Source organism: Streptomyces xiamenensis (assembly GCF_000993785.3).
In the GTDB taxonomy this organism is placed as follows: Bacteria; Actinomycetota; Actinomycetes; order Streptomycetales; family Streptomycetaceae; genus Streptomyces; species Streptomyces xiamenensis.
In genome coordinates, this window is sequence record NZ_CP009922.3 from 68,349 (window position 1) to 86,202 (window position 17,854).

Below are 17,854 nucleotides of genomic sequence, written 5' to 3' on the forward strand. Positions count from 1 at the left end.
CATGTCAACGACAACACTGCGCGTTCTCGTACTGACCTGCAGTACTCGTCCCGGCGCGCTGGGCCCGGCAGTCGGCACATGGCTGACCGAGACGCTCGCACCGAGCGCACTCACACTGGATGTGGCCCTCACGCCGCTGGCCCTCGGCGATATGCAGCTGCCCTTTCTGGACGAGGAGGAGCACCCCTCGACCGGCATCTACCACCGCGCGCACACGCGCCGGTGGAGCGCGATCGTCGATGAGGCCGACGGCTTCATCGTCGTGACACCGGAGTACAACTACGGGATGCCCGCGACCCTGAAGAACGCGCTCGATTACCTTGGCCCGGAGTGGGCCTGGAAGCCCGTCGGGTTCGTCAGCTACGGCAACACCTCGGCGGGCACGCGAGCGGTCCAGCACGCCAAGCAGGTGATGACGACCCTTCGCCTCGTCCCCCTGGGCTCGACCGTCGCGATCCGGATCGCGGACGCGACGCGAGAGGGCCGCTTCCACCCCGGGGCGCCCTTCGGCGACGCCGCCCAGGGGCTGCTTGCGGAACTGGTGCGGGTCGCTCACGCCCTGACCCCGCTGCGCGAGCGCGGGCGCGCGAGCGCGGTGGCAGGACCCGTCGCCGGCTCGTACGCACGGCGCCTCACCCCGGGCGACGCGCCGCAGGTAACGGTGCTGCAGCGCTGCTGCTGGGCCGAGGAGGCGGTTGCCAACAGCACCCTCGCGATACCGGCCCTGCACGAGTCGCCCCACGAGGTGCGCACATGGCTGGCCGACTGGCACGCAACGGGCCTGTGGCAGGACGGGCGGCTTCTCGGGATGGTACGGACGCGTCGCAGCGGCGATGACCTGAACGTGGGGCGGCTCGCAGTCGTCCCCGACCTGCGCGGACTCGGTCTGGGCCGATGGCTGCTTCGCATGGCTGAGTCAGCCGGGCAGGGCTGCCGGCGTATCGTCCTGTCCACCGGCGCCGCCAGCAGCCGGAACATCACCCTTTACGAGAGTCAGGGGTATGCTCCGCTTCCCGGGGCAGCGGACGACGGCGTGGTCCACCTCGCCAAAACTGTCCGTGCCTGAGTGCTACTGGTCCGTACCCGCCCGGCTTCAACTTCCGCCTCGAACATGCTGAAGAGCTTGCTCACACGCGGGTGGGCACGGAGGAACTCCTCCAGTGTGCGCGGGCGCCGACCGGTCAGCTCCTGTACGTCCTCGGTCAGATGGGCGAGGCCGCCGGCCGCCATGTCCGCCCACAGAGCCAGCAGCTCCGCGACGAAACGTTCCGGCAGCCCGTTGGCCCGCAGCCCGGCGGCGGCCTGTGCGGGCGGGACGTCGTGGTAGGTGATACCGAGCGGCTCGGCGATCTCGCCATGGGTCAACGCCTCGGGACCGGTGAGTACCTAAGTCCGGCCCGCGCCCACCTCCCCGGTCAGCGGTACGGCGGCGGACACGGCGATGTCGTACGCGTCGATGTAGGCCACCCGCCCCGTGCCGTACGGTCCGGCGATCCGGCCTTCGGCGGCCATCCCTCCGTCCCCGGTCACCATGTTCTGCAGGAAAGCGCCGCCGCCTGGCTGCACGGCCGGGTGCCGCGCGAGCAAACCGACCGCCTTCTCGCCGTCTCCCTCGCCCTACTCGCCCCTCGGGCACATGACCGTAGGTGACCAGATCACCGGGGAAGGAGCCGGGACACATGGCACCACCGGTGCGGGTGCGACCACCCGAAAGCCGCGACGGTGTCAGCTGTCCCTCAGGTCTGCCGACGCAGCAGGTTCAGATCGGAGCCCCAGGAGTCCAGGAGCTGATCGTGACCGGCCTGGCGGGCTGCCTCTTCGATATCGGTGAACAGTGAGCGCTGCGTGTCCGGATCGCCGTCGGCGATGATGCGCAGGAGGGTGTTCAGCAGGTGGTCAACCTCCCACTGCGGTCCGCTCAACGGATACCGCTCCAGCTCCCACCGGAGGTACTTGTTGTAGGGCCTCACGCGCTGATGCAGTGCGAAGAGCACCTCCAGCGCGAACGGCACGCTCTCGGCGGCATCGAGGTGACTCATGGCGGCGCGGCCGTCACGGTGGCTCTTCAGTGATCGGAATGTCTGGTTGACGTAGGCATCGAGGTATCCGTTGGCCGCATTCCACGCTTCCTCGAGGCCCAGCCTCCGCTTCCTGTCGAGGATCTCGGCGATCGTCCCGTCGAGCCGGTCGAGCAGCACACGCGCGTGCACATAGGCATACCGTTGCCAGCCTTGCGGGTCGCCGGGTAGCCCGCGAATCAGGAAGTCCGCGAGGGGCATGACCACGATGTCAAGGTGCTCGGAGCGGAAACCGTCGAGCTCACGTACTGCGGAATGACCCTGATCCTGTGTGATGACATGAACGTCGTAGTCGGAGTGCCCAGTCGTCATGCCGTCGTGTGCCTGCGATCCGCTGAGGACCAGCCCGACAACGGCGGGATCCACCTCGGCCCGGGACACGAAGGCAGCCACCGTCGCCTCGGGTGTGGCGCCGCGAGACGGAGGGGCGGAGGAGGCGGGCGTGATGTCGTTCACCGCGATGATCTCCATGCAGAAACATGCACAGCCAACAGCTGTGTGGAACTGACGGTTTCGCGTGTGTGACGGCTCAGGGAGCGCCACCGGGGAGATCACTTCACAGCGCTGACTGTACCCCGCCTGGTTGCGGGGGACTCCTGATTTCCTCTCGGCGCCCGGCGGCGTCGGCAACGGCAGGCAGTCCCGCCCCGGCCTCACTCGTGCGCGCCCCTCCCGACCTGGGCGTGACACGCGGCGGTACGTGACGGCTGCGGTCAGTCGGACGGCTGGTGGGAGGAGCGCTCGGCCTCCGCAGTGGCGGACCAGGAGGAGAGCAGGCGCAGTCCTTCCTCGGAGGCCGAGCCGGGTTCCGCGGTGTAGATGGTCAGGGTGAGAGCGGGTTCGGCAGCCATCTCCAGGCCCTCGTGGGCGAGGGTCAGGTCGCCGACGGCGTGGTGGTGGAAGCGCTTGGTGCCCGTGCTGTGATGGCGGACGTTGTGGGCTCCCCAGCAGTGCGGAAGTCGTCACTGCGGGTGGACAGCTCGCCGACCAGGTCGTGCAGGTCCTTGTCGTGGGGGTCGCGGCCGGCTTCGGTGCGCAGGATGGCCACGGAGATGTCGGCGGCCAGATCCCCCTGGGCGGCCTCGTCGGCAACCCCGGCCGCGCCGCCAAGCACGGCGTGATCGGCCTGACCAGGAGTGCCGCCCTCGAGTACGGCCCGCGTGGCGTGCCTGTCAACGCGGTCTGTCCCGGCACCATCGCCACCGCATGGTCGACGCCATGATCACCAACGGTGAACTCGGCCGCGCTCGGGCCGAAACGGGCCAGGCCATCGAACGCCTCGGCACCGCCGAGGAGTTCGCCCAAGCCGTCCTCTGGCTGAGCAGCGACGGCGCCGGCTGCGTCACCGGCGTCGCTCTGCCGGTGGACGGCGGCTGCACCGCCCGGTGACGTTCAACGGCCGTGCGCGGAGCGTGTCCCCTCTCGGGCACGCAGGGAGCGGTCACGCGGGTTCCGGGGCTCGTGCGCGGTCCTGGAGGTATGCCTCCAGCGCGGCGCTGCCGGCCAGCATCGACCGGCCGCGCGCGCAGACCCGTTCGCGCCAGTCGTGCAGTGCGGCCTCCAGTGGTTCCACGCCCCCCGCCTGCCGTACCCGGTCCAGCAGTGGAGCGATCCGTGCCAGTGGGTAGCCGCCCCGTCTGAGCTGGTGGGCGAGGCGGGCGTCGCGTACATCGGCCTCGTCGTAGACGCGGTATCCGGTGCGCGGGTCGCGCCGTGGGCGGAGGAGTCCGGCGCGTTCCCAGGTGCGCAGCGTCGCGGGGCGGACGCCGAGCCGGCCCGCCAAGGACCCGATCAGCGCTCCCTCCGGCCCGGCGGGTGCGTCGTGCGCGGGCTGCTGGGTGGAGGTCAGGTCGTGCAGGGCGGCACGGACGGCGTGCAGGGTCCGCCGGTCCTCGCGGAGTTGGGCGTGGCTCTCGTCGATGAGGCGGAAGGCATCTTCGGCTCTCTCCTCGTTCACCGCTCGCATGATCGATGTGGCCGTGTGGTGGCCGTGCCCGGGTACCAGGGCCAGGAACGCGCGCAGGGCCTGGGCGTGGAGCGGGGTGTAGCGGCGATAGCCGTGCGGGGTGCGGGCGGCCGGCGGAAGGATGCCGGCCTCCTCGTAGTTCCTGACCGCCTGCGTGGACAGACCGTGCCGGCGGGCCAGGTCGATCGGCCTGAGCCGTTCAGCGGTTTGAGGGTTTGCTCCCATGTTCCTGCCGTTGTCGCGCAAAAGTTTCAACCGGAGCTTCAACGATAGCGTTGAAGCCATGGCTATTGATGTCAAGGACAGCGCTCATGCCGTCGACGCCGCCTCCGTCATGCGGCTGCTTCCGGCCCGGCCGCGGGTGCTCGCCCTGGGGGAGCCCACTCACGGTGAGGAGTCGCTGCTCGAGGTGCGCAACGAGTTGTTCCGGCAGTTCGTGGAGCGGGAGGGGTACCGGACGATCGCGATCGAGAGCGATTGCCTGCTGGGCCTGGTGGTGGACGAGTACGTCACAGGGGGCACGGACGATCTCGACCGGGCGATGGAAGGGGGGTTCAGCCACGGGCTCGGGTCCTCCGGGGCCAACCGTGAACTGGTGCGCTGGGTACGGGCGTACAACGAGGGGCGGCCGGTCGCCGAGTGCGTGCGGTTCGCCGGTTTCGACGGCCCGCTGGAGATCACCGGTGCGGCGAGTCCCCGGTACGCCCTTGTGGCGCTGTACGACTACCTCGCGGCGCGGGTCGCCCCGGACCTGCTGCCCTGCACAACGGAGACACTGGAGCGGCTGCTCGGGGCGGACGAGCCGTGGACGGAGCCGGCCGCGATGACGGACGCCTCCCGGTCCGTGGGGCAGTCGGCGCGGGCCAGGGAACTGATGCTGCTCGCGGACGACCTGGTGGCGCTCCTGGACGCGCGGGCTCCCGAGCCGACCACGTCCGGGTCGCGGGAGGAGTGGCACCGGGCGCGCCTGTACGGACGCACCGCCACCGGTCTGCTGCGGTACCACTTCTGGATGGCCGACAGCTCAGCCGGCCGGATGAGCCGGCTGGTGGAGCTGCGGGACCGGATGATGGCCGACAATCTGCTGGCGCTCGCCGAACGGGGCCCGGTGCTGGTCCACGCCCACAACTCCCATCTTCAGCGGGACCGGAGCTCGATGCGGATGTGGGACCAGCCGCTGGTGGAGTGGTGGAGCGCCGGTGCCATCGTGAGCGCGCACCTGGGCGCGGAGTACGCCTTCGTGGCCACGGCGCTCGGCACGATCCGGCACCGGGGTGTGGACGAGCCGCCGCCGAAGAGCGTCGAAGGGCTGCTGTACGCGCTGCCGGATGATCGGTACGTCGTCGATGTCCGGCGGCTGAACTCCGTTCTCGGCGAGCCGCGGCCCGCCGCTCGCACATCGTCCTGGTTCGGGTACGCGCCACTCGACCCGGCGCACCTGGGCGGGCTCGACGGCATGGTGTTCGTGAAGGACATGCGGCGGTGTGCGGGCGGTGACCGGGGCGCCTGACCGGTGTCCCGGCCGGGGCGGTCGTGGTCCGGCGCCCTGGAGGGTGAGGCGGTGGCCCTTCGGGGGCCCGCCACCACCGGCTGTTCGCGCGGCGCCCTGCGCGCCGACCCCGGCGTCATGACCGCGGGTTTGGAAGGGTGGCCGCCCGCCCCTGAACGGGGCGGGCGGTTTCTTCGTCGGGGAGCACGGTTCAGCTGCTGCCGGCCTGTGCCTCGGGCTCGCTGATGCCCTGTCCGACAAAGGTCACCCAGTTGACATTGAGCTCACCGGTGGTCTTCACGAAGTACAGCGGACCGCTGTGACCGGCGCTCTCACCGCTCACCGGGCCGGCGAAGTCGTCGTACGTCTGCCAGCCACCGGTGGGCTCGACCCGCACGGTGGCGACCACCGGCCCCTCCGGATCACCGGTGCGGACCTCGACCGTCGCGCCCGCGGAGGGCGAGGCGGCCCGCAGGCCGATCTCGTCGATGCCGGTGAGATTGGCCGGCTCCCACGCCCACCAGTCGCCGTCCTCGATGAAGCCGATGTTCTGGCCGCCGCCCGCGGTGTCCCCGGTGGGCTCGATCTCCACGCCGGGGGTGCCGCCGGAGGGAGCGGACGGGACCCGCCCCGTGGCGTCGAAGTGCTCGGCCTCGCGGTGCTTCGGCTGGAGGACCAGCACTTCCTGGCTGGTGATCGGCGGGGCGTCACCGGCGCCGTCGTCCGTGTAGGTCACGGTGACGGTGCCGAAGATGTTCGCCCCGGTGTGGCCCTCGTCGCCGGGCAGCGGGAAGGTTCCGGAGCAGCCCCGGTACTGCTCGTAGCCGTGGGAGTGTTCGTCGTGGCCGAGCCCCGGCTGCACGATCACCCGGGCGCAGTCGATCTGCGCGTCCTCGGCGTCGGTGACGGACACTTCGTAGGCGATGGTGTCGCCGAAGGAGAAGTACCCGCCGTTCAGGGGCGCGTGGACTTCGATGGCGGGGGCGGTGTTGCCGGCCGTGATGTCGAGGTTGGAGACGGCGGTGCGGCCGTCGGCGTCGGTGACCGTCAGCCGTGCGGTGAAGCGTCCCGCCTGGGTGTAGGTGTGGGTGGGGGCGGTCTCGGTGCTGTCCGTGGTGCCGTCGCCGTCGAAGTCCCAGGCGAAGGTGATCGGGGTGCCGTCCGGGTGGTGGGACTGCGCCGCGTCGAAGGTGACCTCCAGCGGGAGGGGGCCCGAGGTACGGCTGGCGGTCATCCGGGCGACCGGGGCGCGGTTGCCGAGCACGTAGTCCACGCGGTACACGCCGGAGTCGGCGTTGTCCCCGCCGAAGCCGCTGCCCCACTCGATGACGTAGAGCGCGCCGTCCGGGCCGAACCGCAGGGCGTGCGGGCGGGTGAAGTCCATTTCCTCCAGGATCCGGGAGACGTCCGAGACTCCGCTGCGTTCCGCGTCGGGCTGCACGGAGAACATCCGGCTGTTGTTCCAGTCCGCGAAGACCGCCTTGCCGTCGAAGTAGGCGGGCCACTTGCGGTCGGAGTCCAGGTCGGCGTCGTACGCGTACGCGCCGCTGGTCATCGGGGCGCCGCTGGTGCCGATCTCCGGGACGCCCGTGCTGGAGGCGCCCATCCACAGCTCGGCGGGGACGGCCGGGGGAAGTTCGCGCACGCCCGTGTTGTGCGGGGAGTCGTTCACCGGTGCGGCGCAGTCGAAGGCCGCGCCGGCGGTGCCGGTCGCGTAGTCGAAGGCGTGGTAGGGGGTGTTGTCGCCGACGCAGTAGGGCCAGCCGTAGAAGCCGGGCTCGTCCACGATGTTCCACTCGACGCGGCCGTCGGGGCCGCGGGTGGGATCGGCGGCGGCGGCGTCCGGACCGTAGTCGGCGACGTACAGGGCGTCCGTGCTGGGGTCGAGGCCGATCCGGAAGGGGTTGCGGAAGCCCATGGCGTAGATCTCGGGACGGGTGTCGGCGGTGCCCGGTGCGTAGAGGTTTCCCTCCGGGACGGTGTAGCCGCCGTCGTCGTGGGGAGTGATCCGCAGGATCTTGCCGTTGAGGACGGCGCTGTTGGCCGAGGTGGCCTGGGAGTCCCAGGCGGCCCGTCCGGGCCGCTCGTCCAGCGGGGCGTAGCCGTCGGTCGGCGAGCCGAAGGGGTTGGTGTTGTCGCCGGTGGCGATGTACAGGTTGCCCTGTCCGTCGAACTCCAGGGCGCCGCCGGCGTGGCAGCACTGTTCCCGCTGGACGTCGATCTCCAGCAGGACTTCCTCGCCGGCGAGGTCGAGGGTGTCGCCGCTGACCGTGAAGCGGGAGACCCGGTCGACGGGGTCGGCGCCGGCGGGCGAGTAATACAGGTACAGGTGGCCGTTGTCCGTGAAGCCGGGGTCCAGGGCGATGCCCAGCAGGCCGAACTCCTGCCCCGTGTAGACGGGGAGGGTGCCGATGGTGGCCACGGTGCCGTCGGTGTGCACCACCCGTACGGCGCCGTTGCGGTCGATGTAGAAGACCCGGCCGTCCTCGGCGATGCCCAGTTCCATCGGGTTGCTGGTGTTGTCGTCGAGTGTGATCTTCTCGTACCCGGCGGTCAGGGAGGCTCCACAGTCGGCCGGGACGACGCCGGCGGCGGTGGTGATGCCGCCGAGCAGGTGCTCCAGGAACTCCGGTTCGGCGAAGGATTCGATGGTGTGGCCCAGGCCGGTGTACCAGGCGCGGCCGCCCGAGTAGTCGTGGCACCAGGAGATGGGGTGCTCGTCCCCCATGTTCCCGCCGGTGTAGCTGTCTTCGTCCAGCGAGGCGAGGACGTGGACGTCGCCGCGCGGGTTGGGGCTGTAGTCGTACCACTCGTCGTGGCGTTCCCAGCGCACGGGGAGGTGGGCGGTGGAGGGGTGGGCGTGGTCCTCGACCTTGATCGAGGCGTCCTGGGGGGCGGGGTGGCCGGCGAACCAGGAGCCCACGAGCCCGCCGTACCAGGGCCAGCCGTACTCGGTGTCGGCTGCGGCGTGCACACCGGCGTAACCGCCGCCGCTCTCGATGTACCGCTCGAAGGCGGCCTGTTGGGTGTCGTCGAGGACGTCTCCGGTGGTGGAGAGCCAGATGACGACGGCGTAGCGGGCGAGGTCCTCGTCGTTGAAGACGGCGGCGTCCTCGGTGGCGGTGACCTCGAACCCGTTCTCGGCGCCGAGTTGCTCGATGGCGGCGATTCCGGCGGGGATCGAGTCGTGGCGGAAGCCCGCCGTCTTGCTGAACACCAGGGCGTGGAAGGTGTCGTCCGCGGAGTCGGGGTGTGCGGTGGCGGGTCCGCCCGCCAGCAGCAGGGCAAGGACGGCGAGAACGGCGACGGCGAAGCGGGCCGCCAGTCTGCGTGGGGGTGGGGGTGCGGCTGTCACCACGTGCTCCTCACTGAACAGCGTGCGTGGGGGGTGTCGCCGGGCCCGAGGGCCGCGGCGGAGCTGTCGGAGTGGCGGGGGCGTGGAGGCGTCCCGGCCGCCACACCACCCGATTTGTAAGACTGGATGACAAATTAGAAATGGAAGGCGTACACGTCAACCCATCCGACGCGGACCGGGCGTCCGGGCCCCGCTCGGCGAGGACACACCGTCGACGACGGCCACCCCCTCGCGCAGGCCGTCCGCCGGCTCCGTGTCCTCCCCCGTCCTCACCAGGCGCCGGGCGGTGGCCGGGTCACTCCTCCCGCAGGACGAAGGCCCTGATGGCGGTGACCGCGGCGGCCCGTGCCCACTCGCCGAAATCCGGCGCGAGCGTGGTCACCCGCAGGGAGCCGTGGTCGCGGTGCCGCCGGTCCCTGATCCCCGCCTCCACACACCCCTCTTCGGCGGCGATGAGGACCAGGCCCTCCCCCGCGACGACGAAGTCCTTGACCATGCAGAGGTTCGCGACGGTAGCCAGTGCCGCCCCCAGCGCCCAGGCCGCCGGGCGGAGCACATTCCGGCACACCGGGTCCCCCGCGCGGGCCAGGGCCGCCACCTCCTCGGGGGTCACGCCCCGGCGCAGACCGTGCGCGGCGGCGGCCAGGATCGAGCGGGTGGAGAGGTAGGACGCGATGCAACCGCGGTGACCCTCGGTGCACATCGGGCCGCCCGGGTCCAGCACATGGTGACTGAACTCCCTCAGATCCACCGCGTCGGCGGGCACCATGCGGCCGTGCCGCACCAAGGCGTAGCCGATGCCCGCCCCCACCGTCAGCAGGGCGAAGTCGGTCAGGCCGCGCGCGGCACCGAACCACCGCTGGGCGTGTGCCAGGGCGGTGACGTCGTTCTCCACGACGCAGGGCACGCCCGTACGGCGCGTCAGCCGCTCGGAGAGCTCGATGTCGACCCAGCCCAGGAACGGGGCGTCGAAGCGCGGCGCGGCGTCCGGGTCGGAGCGGGGGCGGGCCGCGCCGCCCAGGGTGACCCCGGCGGCGACCGGCGCCGTGTCCGCGGTGGTGAGCCGTTCCCGCACCCCGGCGATCCGGGCGCTGACGGCCTCGGGGGTGGTGGCGTCGAGCGGTTCGGAGGTCTCGGCGATCACCCGGGCCCGCAGGTCGGTGACGGCGGCGTACAGCCGGTCCGACGTCAGTTTGACGCCCAGGAAGTGGTGGTCGGCGGCCACCACGTCCAGCGGGCGGGTGGGACGGCCGTTGGCCGGGTCGTGGACGGTCCCGCCCTCCACCACGAGGCCGGCGGCCGTGAGCGGCTTGGTCAGCCGGGTGAGGCTGCCGGTGGACAGACCGAGCACCCGGGCGAGATCGGTGCGGGTGCTGGGGCCGTTGACCAGCAGTTCGCGCACGACGGGGCGGGCCGCGCGGGAGACCGTCCCCCAGGCGCCGACGAGGGGAAGCGGGCCGGGCGCGGCGGGCTCCGGTGGGGTGGGCGTGGCGGGGGGCACGGCGACTCCCGTCCTCGGCGGATCCTCGGTGGGTGGCGGGCCGCACGCCTGGGGGCAACCAGGCGATGCACACGCCTACTTGGCTTCGCGGCAAAGCTAAGGGGGCGGCGATGGGGCGCGTCAACTCCACATATTCCAAAGAATTCGCGCAAGATCTCGTGACAAGTCGACGAGAGTGACCTAGCTTGGCTCCATCTCAAAGCCAACTTCGCCGGGACGGGGCGTCATTGGCGTGTCACCCGGGACGCGCGTGCGGGCCGCGCGCGAGCCGGAGGAGAGGAACGCATGCAACTGCGCGGACATACCCGATACGGTGCGCTGCTGGGCGCACTGTCCCTGGTCGCGGCCTGTTCCGGGGGCGGCGCCGGCGACGGCGTCATCACCCTCGACTACTGGTGCTGGAGCGGATCCCAGGCGGCCAAGGTCGCCGCGTTCAACGAGGCGCACTCCGACATCCAGGTCCGGCACACCGACGCCGGCGGCAGCGTGGACTCCTCGACGAAGCTGCTGACCGCCAGCCGGGCGGGCAACGCCCCCGACGTCTCCTGCGTCGAGTACCCGACCGTGCCTTCCATGATCGTCTCCGATGTGCTCGCCGACATCTCCGAGTTCACCACGGACATCGAGGACGCCTTCACCCCCGAGGTGTGGCAGATGACCCGGTTCGAGGGCCAGGTCTACGGCATCCCGCAGGACATCGGCCCCATGGTCCTGCTGTACAACGAGCGGCGCTTCGAGGAACTGGGCATCGCGGTCCCGGCCACCTGGGAGGAGTTCGCCGAGGTGGCGGCCGAGGTCAGGGAACGCGACCCGGCCTCGTATCTGACGACGTTCGCCCCCGGCGAGTTCGGCAACTTCGCCGGGCTGGCACAGCAGGCCGGGGCCTCCTGGTGGTCCGTGGAGGACCGGGAGTGGACGGTCGCCATCAGCGACGACCGGACGCTGGAGGTGGCCGCCTACTGGCAGGACCTGATCGACCGTGATCTGGTCCTGCCCGAACCGCTGCTGACGCCCGAGTGGAACAACCGGGTCAACCAGGGACAGGTCCTGACCTGGCCGGCCGGTCTGTGGGCGCCCGACGTGATCCACGGAGTGGCCGAGGGCCAGGCCGGTGACTGGGCCATCGCGCCCCTCCCCCACTGGGAGGGCGACGGTGGGGAGGTCGCTCTGCAGGGCGGCACCGCGCTGTCCGTCACCAAGAACTCCGACCACCCCGAGGCCGCCGCGCGGTTCGCCATCTGGATGAACACCGCCGAGACCGCCTACGAACTCCAGATCGCCGCCGGCCAGTACCCGGCCTGCGTCGAGGGCCAGACCGCCGCCGCCCAGGGACCTCCCCCCGCCCTGACGGCAGGACAGGAGGACTACTGGGAGGTCGCCGCCCACGCGGCGGCGCACACCGTCTCCGACATCACCTGGGGCCCGAACGTCAGTACCGCGGGCGACGCCTTCCGCGACGCGATGTCCGCCGCCGTCCGCGACGGCACGCCCCTTCCCGACGCGCTCCACGAGACCCAGCGGGTCGTCGTCGAGGAGATGCGACGCGTCGGCTTCAGGCTCTCCCAGTGACCGGCAGCCCCACGACCTCCCCGACAGGTGACCCGCCCATGGCAACCGCAGCCACCAGCCCGCAGCCGGACGGCGGGCCCCGCACCCGGCGACGGCGCGGCACGATCGCACCGTACGTGCTCATCGCCCCCGCCCTCGTGCTCTTCACCGCCTTCATGGCGGTACCCATCCTCTACGCGCTGCACCTGAGCACCCAGGGGCTGCGCATCGTCGACGAGGGTGTCTTCGGCATCCGCGACGAGGTGTTCGTCGGCCTGGCCAACTACGGGGAGATCCTGACCGACGGGTCCTTCTGGGCCGGGTTCGGCAGGCTGGGCCTGTACGGGCTGATCGCCGTCCCCCTCACCCTCGGGCTGGCTCTGCTGTTCGCGCTGCTGCTGGACCACCGGGCCTCCCGCGCCAAGCGGTTCACTCGCATCGCGATCTTCCTGCCGTATGCCATCCCCGGCGTGGTGGCCTCCCTGATGTGGGGGTTCATGTACCTCCCCTCGACCAGTCCCTTCAGCTACCTGACCCGGGAACTGGGTCTTGGCGCGATCCCCTTCCTGGACGGCGACGCCATATATCCGTCGCTGGCCAACATCGCCATCTGGGGCGGCACCGGCTTCAACATGATCATCATCTACACCTCGCTGCGCGGCATCCCGGCCGAACTGTGCGACGCCGCCCGCATCGACGGCTGCACCGAGTGGCAGATCGCCCGGCGGATCAAGATCCCGCTGGTCGCCCCCGCGCTGGTCCTCACCGGGCTCTTCGCCCTCATCGGCACGCTCCAGGTCTACGGCGAGCCCACCATGCTCCGGCCCATGACGACGGAGATATCCCAGACCTGGGTGCCGCTCATGCACATCTACCGCGACGGCTTCATCCGGGACGACCTGCCCATGGCGGCCGCCGGCTCCGTGATTCTCGCCGTCGGCACCCTGATCCTGTCGCTGGCCCTGCTGAAGGCCACCCAGCGCCGCGCCTTCGGAGGCTTCAAGTGACGGACCCCCAGGCCCGGCCGCGCACGGCGGGATCCCCCCGGCGCCCCGGTGCGCTCCCCACCGCGATCCTGCTGATCGGCGCGTTCTACTCGCTGATCCCCATCGTGTGGATCGTGGTCGCCGCCACGAAGTCCAACGCGCAGTTGTTCTCCACCTTCACCTTCCAGCCGGGCACCGGGCTGCTGGACAATCTGGGAGATCTCTTCGCGTACGGCGACGGCCAGTTCACGCGGTGGGCGCTGAACAGCCTCTACTACGCCGGCATCGGCTCCCTGCTGTGCACCCTGGTGTCGACAGCCGCGGGGTACGCCTTCGCCAAGTACACGTTCCGCGGCCGCACCCCGCTCTTCTACCTCATCCTGGCCGGGGTACTGCTGCCGGGGATGACGCTGGCCATCCCGCAGTACATCATCATGTCCGAGGTCGGCATGGTCGGGACGTACTGGTCCGTGCTGCTGCCCGGCCTCATCTCGCCGTTCGGCATCTATCTGGCCCGGGTGTACGCGGAGGCGTCCGTACCGGACGCCACGATCGAGTCGGCGCGCATCGACGGGGCGGGTGAGTTCCGCATCTTCACCTCGATCGGGCTGCCCATGATGCTGCCCGGCATGGTGACGATCTTCATGCTCCAGTTCGTCGGCAACTGGAACAACTTCCTGCTCCCCTTCATCATGCTCTCGGACGAGGACAAGTACCCGATCAATCTGGGTCTCTACACCCTGCTGTCCAAGGGGTCGGGCGAACCGGCGCTGTACGGCATCGCGATCGTGGGCACCGCCGTGTCCGTGATCCCGCTGATCGTCCTGCTGCTGTTCCTGCAGCGCTTCTGGCGGCTGGACCTCATCAGCGGGAGCCTCAAGGGCTGAACGACCGGCCGGGAACGGGGCCGCCTCCCCGGCCGGCACGCGTACGGCTTCGGCGTCGCTGCCGGCCGGCCGGGGAGACCGGTTCTCACACGGGCAGCCGGGCGAGCAGACCATGGGGCGCGTCGTGGCCGAAGCACAGGTCAAGGACGGCGTCCGCTTCGGCCGCGTACGCCGCGGCACGCGGGAACATGGCCCGTTCGTAGGCGGCCAGGGCACCTTCGGTGTCTCCCGGCCGGGCGGCGAGCGCGGTGCCCAGTTCGGCCCCGTCCAGCATCGCGAGGTTGCCCCCCTCCCCGGTGAACGGCGGCATCATGTGCGCCGCGTCGCCGAGCAGGGTGACACCGGGCGAGCGCTCCCAGCGGTGACCGACCGGCAGCGCGTGCAGGGGCCGCGGCGTCAGCGCTCCGTCGGCCTGACCGATCAGTGCGCGCAGCGCCGGATCCCAGCCCTGGAAGTGCTCCAGCACCGCCGCGGCCACCGCGTCCCGGCGCGTGGTGTCGACACCCACCGGCCAGTCCTCCGGAACCGTCAGCGCGACGTAGAGGTGCAGGCTGCGGTCGGGTCGGGGATGCGCCAGCAGGCCCTGCCCCTCCCCCAGCGCGTAGAAGAGGCCGTCGCCCACAAGCGCGGCGCACTCCGGATGACGGATGTCCGCCTCGTACAGGTCGGTCTCCACCAGCGTCATGCCCGTGTAGCGCGGCCGTACCCCCGAGAGCAGGGGGCGGACCCTGGACCAGGCACCGTCGGCTCCGACCAGCAGACCGGTCGTGAACACCGAACCGTCGGCAAGCCGCACCTCGTGCCGGCCGTCTCCCAGTGCCCGTGCTCCCGCGACCCTCGCGCCCCAGCGGACCGTGTCCCCGGGCAGCGAGTCGAGCAGGAGATCACGCAGCAGGCCGCGTTCGATGTCGGCGCGGACGGTGTCCGCCGCCGCGCCGTCCTCCCGGCACACGACGGCGTTCTTGTCGAGGATGCGCACCGCGGCGGTACCGGTACGGGCCCGGGCGCGGAACCGCGGGCGCAGGCCGGCGGCTCGCAGGGCCGCCTGCCCGGTGTCCTCGTGCAGGTCGATGACGCAGCCCTGCGGGCGGGCCCGGGGTGAGGCGTCGAGCTCGTACACCGCGGCGGGGACGCCGGCCGTGTGCAGGACGCGGGCCAGCGTCAGGCCGCCGAGGCCGGCTCCGATGATGGCGATGTTTTCGTGGCGGGGCATGCTGCTCTCCTCGCGGGGATGTGACGTGATGTCGGGGGACGCGTGAGGCGCGGCGTGATCGCTGGGGCCGCGCACGGCGGAGCGCGCCTTTCCGGTGCGGGAGGCGGGGCGACCGATCACCCGGGAAGACCGTGCGGGCAGGTGCGGCTCACGGTTCGGCGCCGCACGGCGCGGGCGACCGGGGCGCCGGCACCGTCGGAGCGCGGAGCGGCAGCCGTCCGTCACGGCGCGCGCGGCTGATCCCGGGAGAGCGCCCGGGCGATGGTCCATCTCCTCCGGCCGGAACGAGGACTCCGGCGGGTGTTACCCGGCGCAACGGCCGGGGGGTCTCACTCGTTCCCGGGCGGGCAGAGATTCATCAGCGCGCCCCAGGCACTCACATAGCCATTGGTGCCCGCGGAACGCCATTCCAGGGGCCCTCGCACCGATGCCTGGCGACACCGGTCGGGTGCCGAGGGGTGGGAGCCGTGGTGCAGCGGGGAACGCACAACACCCTCCACCGAGCGGTTGTCCTCTGCCACGCCCAGCCTACCGAACCGGATTCTCCGGAATCCACCATCTGCGCCTGGATTTCGCGGCGTTGGTCACAGAGGCCGAGCTCGTCCCGGCACCGCGGACAACGACACGGGCCCCCGCCCGTCACCGTACGGGCGGGGGCGCGGCTGTCGGCGGGTCAGATGCCGCAGGTCGGGGCGGACCAGAAGCGGCTGGAGCGGTGGGCGACGTGCGTGTGGTCGTTGTGGCCGGGGTATCCCGGGCCCAGGATCTCGTTGAAGCCGTGGTACCTGGCGCGCTGGGCGAGAGTGCAGAAGGACGGGGTGCCGGTCAGGTCGACGCCGTCGCCGTACAGGTGACGGCTGTTGGCGGCGCCACCGGCCGCGTTGTTGCAGGCCACCGAGCGGAAGCCGCTGCTGACCGTGATGGGCCGGTCGCCCAGCGCCTTGCGCAGGGCCTCCAGCTTCCACATGCTGACCAGGGCGTTCTGCCGGGCTGTCGCGGCACTGACCGCGCCTCCGGCCCAGGTGGTGTTGCAGCGGTTGAGCTCGGCGAAGCTGAAGTGGGCCGGGGAGCAGTCCGGGGACTGCAGCGCGTAGATGCGGTTGAAGGTGGCGGGTCCGGCCACTCCGTCGGCGGCCAGGCCGTACGCCTGCTGGAAGCGCGTCACGGCTGCCCGGGTCGCCGGGCCGTAGGAGCCGTCGAGGGCCAGGACCTCACCGTAGGCGGGGTAGCCGGAGACTCTTATCTGCAGTTGACGCACGTCTTCTCCGGATGAGCCCTGGGAGAGGGTGCGATTCCAGGTGTAGCAGCTGTCGGCCGCGGCGGTGGACGCGGTGCCGGCGCCGACCAGGGTGGCGGCGGTCAGCAGGACCAGGGCGGCCAGGGAGCGGATCACTCGTCTCATGAGGGAGCACAGTGGCGGCCATCCGCTGAATTGACAAGGGCGCGTCAAGCATACGGCCGGACCCTGCTGCGCGGGTGCCGCTTTCTCCTCTCCTTCGGAGGTTTCCCGGGCCGCCGGCCGGCCGGGGAGCGCCCGCCGACCCCTGGGCTTCTTCCCGGAGCCTCCTCACGGCGGGCCGGCCGGCAGGCGGCGGAAGGCGGGGATGGCGAGCAGGGCCGCGCAGCCGGCCAGCAGGAAGACGGACGAGGTGGCCAGGACGGCCCCGGTCCCCACCAGGCCTGCGGCGGGGCCGGCCAGGGCGCGTCCCACGGGCTGCAGGATGAGCGAACCCGTCTGGTCGTAGGCGTAGATGCGGTTCAGCACGTCGGCGGGGATCTGGGTCTGGACCGTGGTCGCCCACATCACCGCCCAGACCGACGCCCCCGCGCCGGCCGCCACGAAGGCGGGCGCGAGCAGCACCGGTGGCGCGCCCTGTCCGACGAGGAACGGAACCGGGAGGTAGCCGAGCAGTGCGAGGATCCCGGTCCGCAGCGGGAAACGGGGACGCATCCGCATCGCCACCAGCCCGCCGGCCGCCGCGCCGGTACCGAAGAGCGACATCATCAGGCCGTACCCGCTCGCCCCGTCCCGGTCCGTCAGGACCGTGGCGGCCAGCACCTGGAACGGCCCGTAGAGGGTGAGGCCGAGCAGGGCGAACACGCCGATGACCGGCCACAGCCAGGTACGGGAGCGGAACTCGTACCAGCCGTGCCGCATCCCCTGCCACAGATTCTCCCGGCGAGGAGTGGGCACGGCCACGAGCCGGATGACGGACAGACACACGGCGCTGACGGCGAACGACACGGCGTCGAGGGCGATGGCGGTGGCCGGTGCGGCGAATCCGACGACGATTCCGGCGCCCATCGGCCCCAGGGCCGCGCCGATGGATATCCCGATCCGCAGTGCGGCGTTGGCCTCCTTGAGATGGCCGGGGGCGACGGCCGGCACCATGCCGGCCACGCCGGGCTGGTACAGCGCCGTGGCGGCTCCGGTCACCGCCTGGGTGGCGATCAGGAGCCACAGCGAGGGCCGCCCGCCGGCGACGTCCACCGCCATGAGACCGATCGCCACCAGCCGGACGAGGTCGGCGACGATCATCATCCGGCGTGCCTGGAAGCGGTCGGCCAGCACACCGCCGACGAGCATCAGCACCACCATGGGGGCGATGTGGGCGGCCAGGACCAGTCCCACCTCGCTGGCTCCGAAACCGGCCGAGAGCATGGCCACGGTGAGCGCCACCGGCAGCATCATGTCCCCGACGAAGGAGATGGTCTGCGCCGAGAAGAAGAGCAGGAAATGACGGTTGCGCCATACCGACGGCACGGCGGGGGCTTCCTGGGTGACCTCAGTCGCCATCGCCACCCACGATTCCTCTCGGTTCCGGGCCCGG

13 protein-coding genes and 2 pseudogenes are annotated in these 17,854 nt (G+C 71.3%); 6 read left to right on the forward strand and 9 right to left on the reverse strand.

Features of this window, described 5'->3' with window-relative positions:
• Nucleotide 1 precedes the first annotated feature (1 nt).
• Entirely contained in the window at nucleotides 2–1,066 is a 1,065-nt protein-coding gene (locus SXIM_RS00275; protein ID WP_078846792.1) for a bifunctional NAD(P)H-dependent oxidoreductase/GNAT family N-acetyltransferase, read from the forward strand.
• Nucleotides 1,067–1,386: 320 nt separating this feature from the next.
• Here the strand turns inward: SXIM_RS00275 and SXIM_RS27155 are convergent, their stop codons facing one another.
• From SXIM_RS27155 to SXIM_RS00285, 3 genes and pseudogenes are all read right to left on the reverse strand, one after another.
• Nucleotides 1,387–1,533, reverse strand: a complete 147-nt coding sequence (locus tag SXIM_RS27155; protein WP_168222732.1) for a hypothetical protein — start codon at nucleotides 1,531–1,533, stop codon at nucleotides 1,387–1,389.
• Nucleotides 1,534–1,736: 203 nt separating this feature from the next.
• Nucleotides 1,737–2,549, reverse strand: a complete 813-nt coding sequence (locus tag SXIM_RS00280; RefSeq protein ID WP_246156796.1) for a hypothetical protein — start codon at nucleotides 2,547–2,549, stop codon at nucleotides 1,737–1,739.
• Between the two features lie 242 nt (nucleotides 2,550–2,791).
• Nucleotides 2,792–3,147: pseudogene (locus SXIM_RS00285) on the reverse strand (MmyB family transcriptional regulator); the annotation flags it as partial.
• Between SXIM_RS00285 and SXIM_RS00290 the strand changes: the two are divergent.
• A pseudogene (locus SXIM_RS00290) lies at nucleotides 3,148–3,467 on the forward strand (SDR family oxidoreductase); the annotation flags it as partial. It lies immediately after the preceding pseudogene.
• Between the two features lie 52 nt (nucleotides 3,468–3,519).
• Here the strand turns inward: SXIM_RS00290 and SXIM_RS00295 are convergent.
• On the reverse strand, nucleotides 3,520–4,269 hold the full coding sequence (locus tag SXIM_RS00295) for a TioE family transcriptional regulator (RefSeq protein WP_030738703.1): 750 nt from the start codon (nucleotides 4,267–4,269) through the stop codon (nucleotides 3,520–3,522).
• A gap of 58 nt (nucleotides 4,270–4,327) precedes the next feature.
• On the opposite strand from SXIM_RS00295, the gene SXIM_RS00300 reads away from it, so the two are divergent.
• Nucleotides 4,328–5,554 (forward strand): erythromycin esterase family protein, encoded by a 1,227-nt coding sequence (locus tag SXIM_RS00300; RefSeq protein WP_046722579.1) that lies wholly within the window; start codon nucleotides 4,328–4,330, stop codon nucleotides 5,552–5,554.
• Between the two features lie 190 nt (nucleotides 5,555–5,744).
• On the opposite strand, the gene SXIM_RS00305 is transcribed toward SXIM_RS00300, so the two are convergent.
• Both SXIM_RS00305 and SXIM_RS00310 read right to left on the reverse strand, forming a co-directional pair.
• Nucleotides 5,745–8,888: a ThuA domain-containing protein gene (locus tag SXIM_RS00305; RefSeq protein ID WP_046722580.1), complete on the reverse strand. Its 3,144-nt coding sequence runs from the start codon at nucleotides 8,886–8,888 to the stop codon at nucleotides 5,745–5,747.
• A gap of 295 nt (nucleotides 8,889–9,183) precedes the next feature.
• Entirely contained in the window at nucleotides 9,184–10,389 is a 1,206-nt protein-coding gene (locus SXIM_RS00310; protein ID WP_053116047.1) for an ROK family transcriptional regulator, read from the reverse strand.
• Between the two features lie 285 nt (nucleotides 10,390–10,674).
• Here SXIM_RS00310 and SXIM_RS00315 point away from each other — a divergent pair, with 285 nt between their 5' ends.
• From SXIM_RS00315 to SXIM_RS00325, 3 genes are read left to right on the forward strand one after another with little or no spacing between them, the layout of a single operon-like run.
• Entirely contained in the window at nucleotides 10,675–11,958 is a 1,284-nt protein-coding gene (locus tag SXIM_RS00315; RefSeq protein ID WP_046722581.1) for an ABC transporter substrate-binding protein, read from the forward strand.
• A 38-nt stretch (nucleotides 11,959–11,996) separates the two neighbouring features.
• A complete protein-coding gene (locus SXIM_RS00320) occupies nucleotides 11,997–12,944 on the forward strand; it encodes a carbohydrate ABC transporter permease (RefSeq protein ID WP_030738688.1) in 948 nt (315 codons plus the stop codon).
• Entirely contained in the window at nucleotides 12,941–13,810 is an 870-nt protein-coding gene (locus SXIM_RS00325) for a carbohydrate ABC transporter permease (RefSeq protein ID WP_030738686.1), read from the forward strand. Before SXIM_RS00320 ends, SXIM_RS00325 begins: the two co-directional genes overlap by 4 nt.
• Nucleotides 13,811–13,895: 85 nt before the next feature.
• Here SXIM_RS00325 and SXIM_RS00330 read toward each other — a convergent pair whose 3' ends face one another.
• From SXIM_RS00330 to SXIM_RS00340, 3 genes are all read right to left on the reverse strand, one after another.
• Complete coding sequence (locus SXIM_RS00330; protein ID WP_030738683.1) at nucleotides 13,896–15,023, reverse strand: FAD-dependent oxidoreductase; 1,128 nt, start codon at nucleotides 15,021–15,023, stop codon at nucleotides 13,896–13,898.
• 673 nt (nucleotides 15,024–15,696) lie between these two features.
• Nucleotides 15,697–16,425 carry a D-Ala-D-Ala carboxypeptidase family metallohydrolase gene (locus tag SXIM_RS00335; RefSeq protein ID WP_030738680.1) on the reverse strand — a complete coding sequence of 243 codons (729 nt, stop codon included), beginning with the start codon at nucleotides 16,423–16,425 and terminating at the stop codon, nucleotides 15,697–15,699.
• 165 nt (nucleotides 16,426–16,590) lie between these two features.
• Complete coding sequence (locus SXIM_RS00340; RefSeq protein ID WP_046722582.1) at nucleotides 16,591–17,820, reverse strand: MFS transporter; 1,230 nt, start codon at nucleotides 17,818–17,820, stop codon at nucleotides 16,591–16,593.
• Nucleotides 17,821–17,854: the final 34 nt, after the last annotated feature.